At 71.7% G+C, this 12628-nt stretch carries 12 protein-coding genes and 1 pseudogene; 8 read left to right on the top strand and 5 right to left on the bottom strand.

Going from position 1 to position 12628, the window contains the following annotated elements; translation table 11 throughout:
- Nucleotides 1–290, bottom strand: a pseudogene (locus DEP02_RS20665) (hypothetical protein); the annotation flags it as partial.
- Nucleotides 291–508: 218 nt separating this feature from the next.
- Complete coding sequence (gene pepN / locus DEP02_RS20660; RefSeq protein ID WP_112469169.1) at nt 509–3094, bottom strand: aminopeptidase N; 2586 nt, start codon at nt 3092–3094, stop codon at nt 509–511.
- A 135-nt stretch (nt 3095–3229) separates the two neighbouring features.
- Between pepN and DEP02_RS20655 the strand changes: the two genes are divergently transcribed.
- Nucleotides 3230–3910, top strand: coding sequence for a mycothiol-dependent nitroreductase Rv2466c family protein (locus DEP02_RS20655; RefSeq protein ID WP_112469168.1), 681 nt, complete (start codon nt 3230–3232; stop codon nt 3908–3910).
- Nucleotides 3911–3929: 19 nt separating this feature from the next.
- On the opposite strand, the gene DEP02_RS20650 is transcribed toward DEP02_RS20655, so the two are convergent.
- Both DEP02_RS20650 and DEP02_RS20645 read right to left on the bottom strand, forming a co-directional pair.
- On the bottom strand, nt 3930–4151 hold the full coding sequence (locus DEP02_RS20650) for a hypothetical protein (RefSeq protein ID WP_112469167.1): 222 nt from the start codon (nt 4149–4151) through the stop codon (nt 3930–3932).
- Between the two features lie 306 nt (nt 4152–4457).
- Nucleotides 4458–5843 (bottom strand): amino acid permease, encoded by a 1386-nt coding sequence (locus tag DEP02_RS20645; RefSeq protein WP_112469166.1) that lies wholly within the window; start codon nt 5841–5843, stop codon nt 4458–4460.
- Between the two features lie 375 nt (nt 5844–6218).
- Between DEP02_RS20645 and DEP02_RS20640 the strand changes: the two genes are divergently transcribed.
- From DEP02_RS20640 to DEP02_RS20630, 3 genes are all read left to right on the top strand, one after another.
- Complete coding sequence (locus tag DEP02_RS20640) at nt 6219–6800, top strand: biotin transporter BioY (protein WP_112469165.1); 582 nt, start codon at nt 6219–6221, stop codon at nt 6798–6800.
- A gap of 216 nt (nt 6801–7016) precedes the next feature.
- Entirely contained in the window at nt 7017–7502 is a 486-nt protein-coding gene (locus tag DEP02_RS20635) for a ribose-5-phosphate isomerase (protein ID WP_112469164.1), read from the top strand.
- 354 nt (nt 7503–7856) lie between these two features.
- Nucleotides 7857–8666 carry an Fpg/Nei family DNA glycosylase gene (locus DEP02_RS20630; protein ID WP_112469163.1) on the top strand — a complete coding sequence of 270 codons (810 nt, stop codon included), beginning with the start codon at nt 7857–7859 and terminating at the stop codon, nt 8664–8666.
- A gap of 7 nt (nt 8667–8673) precedes the next feature.
- Here the strand turns inward: DEP02_RS20630 and DEP02_RS20625 are convergent, their stop codons facing one another.
- A complete protein-coding gene (locus tag DEP02_RS20625) occupies nt 8674–9915 on the bottom strand; it encodes a GNAT family N-acetyltransferase (protein ID WP_112469162.1) in 1242 nt (413 codons plus the stop codon).
- 161 nt (nt 9916–10076) lie between these two features.
- On the opposite strand from DEP02_RS20625, the gene DEP02_RS20620 reads away from it, so the two are divergent.
- The 4 genes from DEP02_RS20620 (at nt 10077) to DEP02_RS20605 (ending at nt 12542) form a co-directional block, all read left to right on the top strand.
- Complete coding sequence (locus tag DEP02_RS20620) at nt 10077–11255, top strand: PP2C family protein-serine/threonine phosphatase (protein ID WP_112469161.1); 1179 nt, start codon at nt 10077–10079, stop codon at nt 11253–11255.
- 135 nt (nt 11256–11390) lie between these two features.
- A complete protein-coding gene (locus DEP02_RS20615) occupies nt 11391–11717 on the top strand; it encodes a hypothetical protein (RefSeq protein ID WP_112469160.1) in 327 nt (108 codons plus the stop codon).
- 68 nt (nt 11718–11785) lie between these two features.
- Complete coding sequence (locus DEP02_RS20610) at nt 11786–12106, top strand: pore-forming ESAT-6 family protein (RefSeq protein WP_112469171.1); 321 nt, start codon at nt 11786–11788, stop codon at nt 12104–12106.
- A gap of 43 nt (nt 12107–12149) precedes the next feature.
- A complete protein-coding gene (locus DEP02_RS20605; protein ID WP_198668505.1) occupies nt 12150–12542 on the top strand; it encodes a DUF6507 family protein in 393 nt (130 codons plus the stop codon).
- Nucleotides 12543–12628 lie beyond the last annotated feature (86 nt).

Genomic DNA, 12628 nt, shown 5'->3' with positions numbered 1-12628 from the left:
GGGGCCTGGGCGGTCGGCTGCGCGGGCACCCCGGGCGCCGGCCGGGGCAGCGGGCCGCGCGCCGCGTACACCAGCACCGCGTGCAGCCGCTCCTTGCTGGTCGGCGGACCCGGGTGGAGCAGGAACACGCCCGGCAGGAGCTGCTGCCAGGGGCCGCCGTCGCGGCACCGTTCGGCCGTCTCGGCGGCCGACACTCCGTGTGCGCGCAGCTGGGCGGTGGTCAGGACCCGGCGGTGCGCCCCGGCGAGGTGGTGGAGGGGGCGGGGGGAGAGGGGGGTGTTGTGGTTCATGTCCGGCACGTTTCCCGGGCCGGAGCCGGACTGTAACCGCTGTTACAAGAGCGGCGCTGAACCCGGACATCCCCGCCCTAAAGGACGGACGTTCGGATGCCGAAAACCCCTGGTCCGACCAGGTGGGACCAGGGGTTACGGTGTGTCTTGACCGAATTTCGTAACGGTTACTGCACGCCTGAGCTTTGGCCAGAGCTATGCCGTGTCAGGCCGCCCCGTCAGGCCGCTGCCTCCGCCGCCTCGTCGCACGCCTGTCCACGCAGCGCCCGCGCCAGGTCGTCCCGCGCCTCCAGGACCAGCCGGCGCAGGGCGGGCGCGGCCTGCTCGTGCGCGGCGAGCCACGCGTCCGTCGCCTTCAGGGTCTCCCGCGAGTCCTGCAACGCGGGGAACAGACCCCGCACCACGTCCATCCCGATCTGGATGGACCGCTCGGTCCACACCCGCTCGATCGCCTCGAAGTACTTCGGCGCGTACGGTGCGAGCAGCTCCCGCTGGGAGGGCTGGACGAAGCCCGCGATGGTCGCCTCGACCAGCGCGTTCGACAGCGCGTCGGACTCCACCACCTGCGCCCACGCCCGCGCCTTGACGGCGGCCGAGGGCCGCGCGGCCAGGCAGCGCACCTGGTGCCGCTTGCCGGAGGCGGTGTCGTCGCGGGTGAGCTCGTCGGCGAGCGTCCTCTCGTCCGCCACCCCGTGCGCCGCCAGCGGCTCCAGGAACGCCCAGCGCAGCTCCTGGTCGATCTTCAGCCCCTCGATCTCCTCCGTGCCGTCCAGCAGGCCCTTCAGCAGTGCCAGGTCGTCCGGGGCGGAGGCCGCCGTGGCGAAGAAGCGCGCCCACGCCAGCTGGTGCTCGCTCTCCGGCTCGGCCTGCCGCAGCTCGGCCAGCGCACCCTCGGCCAGCGCCCGCCCGCCCGTCTCGCGCCACCGCGGCGCCGCGTAGTGCACGAGCGCCGACTCCGCCCACGCGTGCAGCATCTGGAGCACGCCGATGTCGGACTCGCGGCCCGCGAAGCGCAGCACCAGGCCGATGAAGTCGCGGGCCGGCAGCAGCGCGTCCCGGGTCATGTTCCACAGCGCCGTCCAGCACAGGGCGCGGGCCAGCGGGTCGGTCAGCGCGCCCAGCTGCTCGCGCAGGGTGGCCAGCGAGGTCTCGTCGAAGCGGATCTTGCAGTAGGTGAGGTCCTCGTCGTTGACCAGCACCAGCTCCGGGGCGTCCTGACCGGCCAGCTCCGCCACGACCGTACGGGCGCCGTCCACGTCCAGCTCGGCGCGCGCGTACTGCTCGAGGGCCCCGACCTGGGAGCGCCGGTACAGGCCCACCGCCACCCGGTGCGGGCGCAGCTCGGGATGCGACTCCGCGGCCTCCTGTACGACGGCCAGCTCCTCGATGGTGCCGTCGGCGCCCAGCACCACCTGCGGGGTCAGCGAGTTGACGCCCGCCGTCTGCAGCCAGGCCCGCGTCCACGCGCCCAGGTCCCGGCCGCTGGTCTCCTCCAGGACCGCCAGCAGGTCACCCAGGCGGGTGTTGCCGTAGGCATGCCGCTTGAAGTAGCGGCGGGCGCCCTCCAGGAACGCGTCCTGGCCGACGTACGCCACCAGCTGCTTGAGGACGGACGCGCCCTTGGCGTAGGTGATGCCGTCGAAGTTCAGCTTGGCGTCCTGCAGGTCGCGGATGTCCGCCGTGACCGGGTGCGTGGAGGGCAGCTGGTCCGCGCGGTACGCCCACGCCTTGCGGCGGTTGGCGAAGGTGATCCAGCCGTTGGTGAAGCGGGTCGCGCCGACCAGTGCGAAGGCGCCCATGAAGTCGGCGAAGGACTCCTTCAGCCACAGGTCGTCCCACCACTCCATGGTGACCAGGTCGCCGAACCACATGTGCGCCATCTCGTGCAGGATGACGTTGGCCCGCGCCTCGTAGGAGGCCCGCGTCACCTTCCCCCGGAAGATGTACTCCTCCCGGAAGGTCACCAGGCCCGGGTTCTCCATCGCGCCCAGGTTGTACTCCGGCACGAACGCCTGGTCGTACTTGCCGAACGGGTACGGGTAGTCGACGTGGTCGTGGAAGAAGTCCAGGCCCTGCTTGGTGACCAGGAAGACGTCGTCGGCGTCGAAGTACCGGGCGAGCCCCTTGCGGCACATGGCGCCGAGCGGAATCTCCAGCCGCGTACCGTCCTCGAACACCCGCTCGTAGGTGTCGGTCACGTAGTGGTACGGCCCCGCCACCACGCAGGTGATGTACGTCGAGATCGGCTTGGTCTCGGCGAACCGCCACACCTTGTCGTGCCGCTCGCCCACCCCGTTGCTCCACACCGTCCAGCCCTCCGGGGCCCGCACCTCGAAGCGGAAGGGCGCCTTGAGGTCGGGCTGCTCGAAGTTGGCGAAGACACGGCGGGAGTCGGCCGGCTCGTACTGGGTGTAGAGGTAGACCTCGCCGTCCTCCGGGTCGACGAAGCGGTGCAGGCCCTCGCCGGTGCGGGAGTATGCGCACTGGGCGTCCACGACCAGCTCGTTGTCGGCGGCCAGGTCCTCCAGGACGATCCGGGAGCCGTCGAAGACCTCGCTGGGGTCGAGGTCCTTGCCGTTGAGCGAGACGGCGGTGACGCTCGGCGCGATCAGGTCCGCGAAACTGGACGCGCCCGGCTCGTTGCAGCGGAAGCGGATCGTGGTCACGGAGCGGAACGTCCGCGGACCCTCCCCGGCCTGCTCGCCCACCGCGGACCGCACGTCCAGGGACACCTCGTATCCGTCGACGGACAGCAGCGCGGCCCGCTCCCGGGCCTCGTCGCGGGACAGATTCTCACCGGGCACGGGCGGCACTCCCTCGATCGTGTTCAGAATGTGGACAGGATCGATCCTGCCACGTGCCCCTGACCCACGGCAGCCGGGAATGCGCAGGCAGACGATCCGTGTTGACCGTTGGAGGACCGACTTCTGAGGAGAGCCATGCCCGAGACCACCCCCGCCCCCGCCGCGACCCCGTCGTCCGGCAGGACCCCCGTCGACTTCTGGTTCGACCCGCTGTGCCCCTGGGCCTGGATCACGTCCCGGTGGGTGCTGGAGGTGGAGAAGGTGCGGGACATCGAGATCCGCTGGCACATCATGAGCCTGGCGGTGCTGAACGAGCCCCGCATCGACGAGCTGCCCGAGGACTACCGCGAGCTGCTCACGACCAAGGCGTGGGCGCCGGTGCGCGTGGTGACCGCGGCCTGGCAGAAGCACGGCGAGGACGTCCTCGGCCCGCTCTACACCGCGCTCGGCACCCGCTTCCACAACCGCGACGAGGGCCCCACCCGTGAGGCCATCGCCGCCGCGCTGGAGGAGACCGGCCTGCCCGCCGACCTGATCGACTACGCCGACCAGGAGGACTTCGAGTTCGACGCCGAGCTGCGCGCCTCCCACAAGGAGGGCATCGACAGGGTCGGCCAGGACGTCGGCACCCCGGTCATCGCCGTCCCCGGACCCGACGGCGAGCAGATCGCCTTCTTCGGCCCGGTCGTCACCCCCACCCCCAAGGGCGAACAGGCCGCCCGCCTCTGGGACGGCACCCTCGCGGTCGCCTCGATCCCCGGCTTCTACGAACTCAAGCGCACCCGCACGGTGGGGCCGGACTTCAGCAACCTGTGACGACCCGGCGGGTCACCGGTCACCGGAAGCGTTCGGGGAGGCTGAAGCCCTTCGCCTGGTGCCAGCGCGGCTGGACCCACAGACACCGCCCCTTGGGCGTCCGGCTCTCGCACCGCCACCAGCCGTGACCGTCGCGCACGCCGCGCGCCTCGTTGATGTGCTTCGCCTCCTCCGGGCCCACCCTGCTGAAGGGATGCGGCTTCTTCCCCGGGCAGTCGGGGCAGTGGATGTAGTCGGACATGCGCGTGCCTCCCGCTCCGGCCGTCGGATCGATCTGCGATGTTTGCCGGAATGGGGATCGTAAGGGCGCAGATGTCGCACCGCGAGTGCGAAACCGGTCCCGCCGGGGCGGCTTTCCGGGCGGAAGCCCCCGCGAGTCGCTCCCCCGGAAGGGGGGAGGCCCACTCGCGGGGGCTTCCGTCTTTCCGCCTGCCCGGGTGAAGGATGAGAAGGCGATCACCGGGCGCAGGGGCCCACTCAGGGCCGTTATTGCAAACGTAGTGCAGTTGCGGTCGAGCGACAACAGGGTCGCGGCGGGTGTGTCGCGTCAGCTTCGTCGCCCGCGTGTGCGCTGCCAGGCGTACCCGGCCGCCGTCAGGGCCAGCGTCATCCCGCCCGTCGAGTACAGCTGCACCCGCGTGCCGGGCTCGCGGGCCATCAGGACGAAGACGGCCGTCATACCGGCCAGGGCGACCCAGGTGAGCCAGGGGAACGCCCACATCCGCACCACCAGCTTCTCCGGCGTCTGCGACTCCAGCCTGCGCCGCAGCCGCAGCTGCGAGACGGCGATGAAGATCCAGACGACGAGGATCACCGCGCCGATCATGTTCAGCAGCCAGGCGAAGACGTCGTTCGGCCGCCAGTAGCTGAGCAGCACGCACACGAAACCGAAGAAGCAGCTGCCCAGCACCGCGATCCGCGGGACCCCGCCCGAGACCTTCGCCAGCACCCTGGGGCCCTGACCGCGCTCGACCAGCGAGTACACGATGCGCGAGGCACCGTAGACGTTGGCGTTCATCGCGCTCAGCAGCGCGACCAGCACCACCACGTTCATCAGCTGACCGGCGCCCGGGATGCCGAGCCGGTCGAGCGCGGCGACGTAGGGGCCCTTCGTCACGACCTCCTCGGAGTCCCACGGGACCAGGGTGACGATGACCGCCATCGAGCCGATGTAGAACAGCGCGATGCGCCACATCGCCGTCCGCACGGCGGTCGCCACGCCACGCACCGGGTTCTCCGACTCGGCCGCCGCGATCGTGACGGTCTCCAGGCCGCCGTAGGCGAAGACCGAGGCGAGCAGGCCGATGATCAGCCCCTCGCCGCCGTGCGGGAAGAAGTCGGTGAGGTTCGAGGCACCCGGCGAGCCGGTGCCGGGCAGCACGCCGGCGATCGCGAGGACACCGAGGACCAGGAACAGGGTGATCGCGCCGACCTTCAGCGCGGCGAACCAGAACTCGAACTCGCCGAAGTTCTTCACCGCCGCCAGGTTCGTGCCGCAGAACACCACCATGAACAGCGCCACCCACGCCCACTCCGGCGTGCCCGGCAGCCAGCCGGTGACGATCTTCGCGGCGCCGATGCCCTCCAGACCGACCGCCGTGCACAGCAGCACCCAGAACGACCAGCCCGCGGTGAACCCGGCCCACGGGCCGAAGGCCCGCTCGGCGTGCGCGGAGAAGGAACCCGACGACGGATACGCCGCCGACATCTCGCCCAGCATCCGCATCACCAGCATGACCAGCAGGCCGGAGAGGGCATAGGCGACGACGATCGAGGGACCGGCGGCGGCGATGCCCGCGCCGGAGCCGACGAACAGGCCCGCGCCGATCACCCCGCCGAGGGCGATCATCGACAGGTGGCGCTGTTTCAGGCCATGGGAGAGGGAAGCGCCGTCCGCCCGCGGGGGCCGTTCGACGGTGGTGGTGCTCGGCATGGGGGCGGCTCGTCCAGTGTGGGGGCAGGTACGAAAACCCCCACAGTCTGGGTGAGTTCCCGGCCGGCACGGAGCAGTCGTCCGTCATCCGGACGCGTTTGGTGCGCAGGGTGAGACGACGGCTACGGGGCTGCCGATGATGGGCGGTGAGTCGTTTGGCGGGATCCTACAGTTCTCGACGAGGGGGCGAGAGTGTCGGAAACCGCTCCACCTCAGTGACAGGCGTCACGTCCCACGAGGTGTACGGCCCTTCCTTTGTACGAAGGTGACCAACCGTCCGTTCCCGCCTTTGTCGAGCGCTGACGGTGATCTCCGTGCGGGCGCTGGGATAGCGTCACCGTGTCCCGAAGTACCTTCACCCCGCCCGGAGTCCCCATGAGCACCGCCGCCGTCACCCCCGCCCGTACCGGGGTCGTCCTCGCCGACCTGCTGCCGGCCTCCCGTGTCCGGGACGCCGCGCTCGTGGTGGGCGGTGCCGCGCTCACCGGAGTCGCCGCCCAGATCGCGGTGCCCGTGCCCGGCTCCCCGGTGCCGGTGACCGGCCAGACCTTCGCGGCCCTGCTGGTGGGCACCTCGCTCGGCGCCGGCCGCGGCTTCCTCGCCCTCGCCCTGTACGTGCTCGCGGGCGCCGCGGGCGTGCCGTGGTTCGCGGGCGGCGCCTCGGGCGCGGGCGCCGTCTCCTTCGGCTACGTCCTCGGCATGCTGCTCGCCGCCACCGTCGTCGGCGCCCTGGCCCGCCGCGGCGGCGACCGCAGCGCCTGGCGCACGGCCGGCACGATGGTGCTGGGCTCGGCGGTCATCTACGCGGTCGGCGTGCCCTACCTGGCCCTGGCCACCGGCATGTCCGCGTCCGCCGCGATCGCGGCCGGCCTCACCCCGTTCCTGATCGGCGACGCCCTGAAGGCCGCCCTGGCGATGGGCCTGCTGCCCGCCGTCTGGAAGCTCGTCAACAAGTGACGGCTCACGGCTTGACGTGGTGAGCGGCGGCCGGGGTTCGGACGTACATGCCCGAACCCCGGCCGCCGTTCGGTCCCCCGGTCACCGTGCCGGCGTCACGACGACCTCTCCCGCGGTCGGCTCCCGTGGCCGGCGCCGCGACCGAGGCACGTCCGTCCCGAGTGCGGTCGTGCACCCGACGGGGCTCCGCGCCGTCCGCCGTGTCACACTCGGACCATGCGCGTGTATCTCGGCTCCGACCATGCGGGCTTCGAACTCAAGAACCACCTCGTCGAGTGGCTCAAGGCGGCGGGCCACGAGCCCGTCGACTGCGGCCCGCACATCTACGACGCCCAGGACGACTACCCGCCCTTCTGCCTGCGCGCCGCCGAGCGCACGGCCGGCGACCCCGACTCCCTCGGCATCGTGATCGGCGGCTCCGGCAACGGTGAGCAGATCGCCGCGAACAAGATCAAGGGCGTCCGCGCGGCCCTCGCCTGGAGCGAGGAGACGGCCGCCCTCGGCCGCCAGCACAACAACGCCAACGTCGTCGCGGTGGGTGCGCGCATGCACACGCTGGAGGAGGCGACGAAGTTCGTCGAGACCTTCCTGGGCACCCCCTTCTCCGGCGACGAACGCCACATCCGCCGCATCGACATGCTGTCGGCCTACGAGACGACGGGCGACCTGCCGCCGATCCCGGCGCACCATCCGCAGGGTTAGGACGACGGCGGCGCCCGGCAGCGGGCCCGGGGGCGCAGTGTCCTGCGGGCCCGAAGGCAGGGCGAGGCGGAACCCCCGTCGGGCAGGGACGGAGTCCCATGGGCCTGGGACGGAAGCCCCGTGAAACCTGCGGCGGGACACCTCGCTGGGGACGCAGGGGACGAAGCCCCCGCCGGGGTCCGGGACGGAGTCCCAGGGGCGGCTCCCTTGCCCCACCGGGACGGGCGGGTCGGGTGGGCGAAGATGGGGACGAAGCCCCGAACGGGTCCGGGGCGGAGCCCCGGGGCCGGGTGCTCCCTCACCCCACCGAGTCGGGCGGGCGGGTGGGAAAAGAACCGTAGGAGAGGACACACCGTGCCGGAGGGCCACACCATCCACCACCTGGCGCAGGAGTACGCCGCCCGCTTCTCCGGCACCCCCACCCACGTCACCAGCCCCCAGGGCAAGTTCTCCGACGCCGCCGCCCTCCTCACCGGAGCGGAGCTCACCCGCACGGACGCCCACGGCAAGCACCTCTTCCTCCGGTTCCGCGACAGCGACTGGGTCCACATCCACCTCGGCCTCTTCGGCAAGGTCACCTTCGGCGACGCCCCCGCGCCCCCACCCACGGACACCGTCCGCCTCCGCCTCGCCAACGCCGCCGCGTACGTCGACCTCCGCGGCCCCACCACCTGCGCCCTGATCACCGACGCCGAGAAGCGGGCGATACACGACCGCCTCGGCCCCGACCCCCTCCGCCCGGACGCCGACCCGGCCACCGCCTACGCCCGCGTCCGCCGCAGCCGTACGACGATCGCCGCCCTGCTGATGGACCAGAAGGTCATCGCGGGCGTCGGCAACGTCTACCGCGCCGAGGTCCTCTTCCGGCACGGCATCGACCCGTACCGCCCCGGCAAGGACATCACGCCCGCCGAGTGGGGCGCCCTCTGGACCGACCTCGTCGGGCTCATGCGCGAGGGCGCCCGCGACAACCGCATCGACACCGTCCGCCCCGAGCACACCCCCGAGGCGATGGGCCGCCCACCCCGCGTGGACGACCACGGCGGCGAGGTCTACGTCTACCGCCGCGCCACCCTGCCCTGCCACATCTGCGGCACCGGGATCCACACCGCCGGCCTCGCCGCCCGCAACCTCTTCTGGTGCCCCACCTGCCAGACGAAGTAGAACGAACTCAGAACCCGTGCGGCAGCCACGGCGCCACCGCCGAGCCGAACCCCACCGACGCCCCCGCCAGCGCCCCCTGCCGCAGCTCCCGCACCCGCCCGGCCGCGGCCAGCGCGGTCAGCGGCACGCCACCGAGGTACGCCGCCCCCAACTCCCGTACCGAGAGAGCCACCTCGGCCGCATCCGACGTACGCTCGCAGGACGCCCCCTTCGCGTCCCCGCTCAGCCGCCACCGCCCGGAGTTCCACGGGCAGAAATCGTCCGCCACCTCGAACACCACGTCCACCGGCGCCTGGTAGGTCCGCGCCGCGAGCGCCGCCCCCACGTCCACGAGCCGGACGTACAGCGCGTCCTGCAGCCGCGGCCGGCACCGCCGGACGTCGGACACCAGGTACTGCCACGCGTCGTCGACCGGCCGCCTCCGCACGCTCAGCGTCGACGTCAGGTCGATGCCGAACAGGAACCGCCACAGCGCCGCCCCGCTCGCCGGGTCCAGCGCGTCCAGGTCGCTCAGCACCACCGTGCCCTCGGGCCCACCGCTGTCCCAGCTGGGCTTGACGCGGTAGCGCGCGTACCCCGTGATCTCCCCGCCCCGCTCGGCGACCACGCACTGCAGCGGCGACGCGCCGCCCCGCTCGCGCTCCGGGTCCAGCAGCGTCAGCCGCGCCCAGCCGGCCGGCCGCTCCACCATCCCGGGCCGGGCCGGCACCAGCCGCGCGTACACCGCCTCGCAGACGTCCAGCACGTCGGCGGGCGCCGCGTACCGCAGCCGTACGCCGTCGGTGCCGGCCGGGACCGACAGCCCGGCCCGGTCGGTGTCGATCTCGGCCTGCACCTGGAAGGTCGCCGCCCCGTACCCGAAGCGGCCGTAGATCGCGGGCTCGGAGGCGGTCAGCACCGCCAGCGGCTCGCCCCAGGACCGTACGTCGTCCAGCTGCCGCCGCATCATCGACGTCAGCACGCCGCGCCGCCGGTGCGTGGCGGCCACGCCGACCATCGTCACCCCGGCCGCGGACACCGGCGCGCCGCCGGGCACGGTCATCCGGAAGCTGAACGCCCCCGCCGTCCCCACGCACGCGTCCCCGTCCCACACGCCCAGGGAACGGTCGAACTCGGTGACGGACCGCCACGCCTGCCGCTCCTCCGACGACTCCGGCACCCCGCCGAACGCGCGGATCAGGTTGTCGTACCAGGGGTCCCACTCGTCCTGCCGCAGCACCCTCGGCCCGGTCACAAGGTCACTTGCCATACGCCATGCGTACCAGGGCGATACGGAACGGGCGAGCGATTTTTTCCGGGCGGCGGCGCGACGGCTCTCCGTGAAGTTCACTGGCAGTCCGGGCCTCGGACGGGGGACAAGTAGGACCTCCCGTGCCAAGCAACAGGTTCGATGGATAGGGTCCCGAACTAATGGCAGCAGGACGAGAGCGGCGCGCGGAAGCCGAGACGTTCACGGCCCGGTGGAAGATGCAGTGGCACCGGGCCCGCGTCGGCCTGCGCAGATCCGCCGTCGACTACTTCCGCGGGGACGGCTCCGACTGGATCGCGTTCGGCGGGCTGCTGCTGACCATCCCGCTGATCGCGGTGCTGACCCTCGTCAACTCGGTCTGGTTCTCGCCGGTCGCGCTCGTGCTGCCCATCGTCGCCGGTGGCCTGCTGCTGCGCCCGGCGAGCCTGCTCGGCCTGTACGCCGTCGCGGCCACGGCGCTGATCGTGGAGTCGGTGCGGCTCGGGCCGTACACCGAGGGCCCGTCCCGGGTGACACCGGGCGTGGTGCTGGTGGTCGCCGCCTGCGGTCTGTTCGGGCTGCTGATCGCCCAGTTCCGCAGCCGGGTCGGCGTGCCGTGGAGGCGTGGCGGCACCATGCTGTTCGACCTGCGGGAACGCATCCGCGTGCAGAGCACACTGCCGCGGCTGCCGGACGGCTGGCACCACGAGATGGCCCTGCGCCCGGCCGGCGGACAGTCCTTCTCCGGCGACTTCGTGGTCGCCGCCCGTACGAACGGCGGCCGCACCCTGGAAGTCGTCCTCACGGACGTCTCCGGCAAAGGCATGGACGCGGGCTCGCGGGCACTGCTGCTGTCGGGCGCGTTCGGCGGCCTGCTCGGCAGCCTGCCCCCGCACGCCTTCCTGCCCGCCGCCAACGGCTACCTGCTGCGCCAGGACTGGCAGGAGGGCTTCGCGACCTCCACCCACCTGGTCCTCGACCTGGACTCCGGCGACTACGAGCTGTACACCGCCGGCCACCCGCCGGGCCTGCAGCTCAGCGCGGGCAGCGGCCGCTGGGAGGAGAAGGCCGCCGAGGGCCCGCTCCTCGGTGTCTACGACGGCGCCCAGTTCGACCCGGTCAAAGGCTGCCTGCGGGCCGGCGACGTACTGATGCTGTTCACCGACGGCATGGTGGAGACCGCCGACCGCGACATCACCGAAGGCATCGACCGCCTCACCGGCGAGGCCGACCGCTACGTCGCCGGCGGCTTCCGGGGCGCCGCCTGGCACTTGATCGAAGCGGTGGCCAAGGACGTCAACGACGACCGCGCCCTCCTCCTGATCTGCCGCGAGGGCCCTACGGCCCAGGCGGCACGCTGAGCCGCGGGCCGTCTGGTTGTGGCGGGGCTGTGACGCAAGGCGGTTGCGAGTGCGACGGCGACTTGTGAACATGGTGTCCGCGGAAGCGTTCGATGAGAGAAGAGGCAACTCTCTTCACGGGGAGGCGAGTTCGGCGTGAAGTTCGACATGGGTGCGCAGACGCTGTCGTCGTTGATGCGCGAGTCGCGGGGATCGAGCGACGATCTGGGGGCGTTGATCCAGCAGTTGGTGCGGGCGGCGGAGCCGTTGGAGGGGAAGTTCAACGGTGCGGGCCGGCGGATGTTCGATCAGTTCAAGGCGCGGGCGGACGGGATCACGGCGGACCTGAACGGGTCGTTGTCGGCGATTCTGGGTGGTCAGTCGGGTATGGAGTCGGCGTTCTCCTCGGGTGATCAGGAGCAGGGGGACAACGCGCGGCAGCAGATGGGTGCGGCGAACTTCGATGCGGCGCGGTTCCGCTGAGTTCTGTTCCTCGCACGCGTGTTCTGTTCGGTTGATCGTTTTTTCGGGGATTCGGGGAGTGGTGTGTGATGGCGGGTTCTGGTGCGGGTGCGGATCGTCGGTCGTACGACACGGGTGCGTCGGCGGATGTGCAGGGGGGTCTGCAGGCGGTGGTGGCCCGGTTGGAGGAGGTGATCGGGCAGCGGGACCGTCAGGTGAAGGCGGCGATGGCGGACTTCACGGCGGACGGTGTGGCGGACGAGTACCACGGCAAGGAGCAGCGCTGGAACAGCGCCTCGCAGGAGGTGCGGAACATCATCCAGTTGGTGAAGTCGACGCTGGAGATGAACGACTCGACGGCGCAGTCGACGCTGGCACGGGCGAAGGCGGCGGTGGACAACATCGGCTGAGCGCCGTTGGTGTGGGTGCGGGTGAGCTGACGGGGGTGTGGGTGTGCCCGGCTGGGATCTGAAGCCGCAGGGTATTACGCAGGTGCTGAAGTCGACGGGCGAGTCGGCGTCGAAGCTGGAGAAGTACGCGAAGTCGTACGGGGAGCATCTGACGTCGGCGGCGTCGAGTGCGGGGACGATTTCGGCGGACGCCGGCAGCGGCGGCTCCGGCGGCGAGCAGGTGCAGGGCGGCCTGGTGGCGCTGGCGTTGTCGCAGTACGCGGAGCATGCGGCGAAGGATCTGCAGTTCGTCGCGGCGCGGGCGGGCAAGTCGTTGCAGGGTGTGGTGGACGCGACGACGGCGTACCTGAACGGCGATGAGCAGATGGCGCAGGAGGCGCAGCGCAAGGCGTTGAGCGCGCCGAAGGTGGACTTGCCAGGAGCGGGCAAGAGGTGATCGATCCGGGGGAGATTCCGCAGTTCACCGGGGACCTGGAGCAGCTGGAGGAGGACTGTGCCGGGCTGAAGGCGGACGCCGGGCAT

It is taken from the genome of Streptomyces triticisoli (assembly GCF_003270085.1).
Taxonomy (GTDB): Bacteria; Actinomycetota; Actinomycetes; order Streptomycetales; family Streptomycetaceae; genus Streptomyces; species Streptomyces triticisoli.
This window is presented reverse-complemented; position numbering and strand designations above follow the sequence as displayed.

Excerpts from the sequence above, each read along its gene's own strand:
- DEP02_RS20635 (WP_112469164.1), top strand. The coding sequence starts at position 7,017 with ATGCGCGTGTATCTCGGCTCCGACCATGCGGGCTTCGAACTCAAGAAC.
- DEP02_RS20625 (WP_112469162.1), bottom strand. The coding sequence starts at position 9,915 with ATGGCAAGTGACCTTGTGACCGGGCCGAGGGTGCTGCGGCAGGACGAG.
- DEP02_RS20655 (WP_112469168.1), top strand. The coding sequence starts at position 3,230 with ATGCCCGAGACCACCCCCGCCCCCGCCGCGACCCCGTCGTCCGGCAGG.
- DEP02_RS20610 (WP_112469171.1), top strand. The coding sequence starts at position 11,786 with ATGGCGGGTTCTGGTGCGGGTGCGGATCGTCGGTCGTACGACACGGGT.
- DEP02_RS20645 (WP_112469166.1), bottom strand. The coding sequence starts at position 5,843 with ATGCCGAGCACCACCACCGTCGAACGGCCCCCGCGGGCGGACGGCGCT.
- DEP02_RS20640 (WP_112469165.1), top strand. The coding sequence starts at position 6,219 with ATGAGCACCGCCGCCGTCACCCCCGCCCGTACCGGGGTCGTCCTCGCC.
- DEP02_RS20650 (WP_112469167.1), bottom strand. The coding sequence starts at position 4,151 with ATGTCCGACTACATCCACTGCCCCGACTGCCCGGGGAAGAAGCCGCAT.
- DEP02_RS20620 (WP_112469161.1), top strand. The coding sequence starts at position 10,077 with ATGGCAGCAGGACGAGAGCGGCGCGCGGAAGCCGAGACGTTCACGGCC.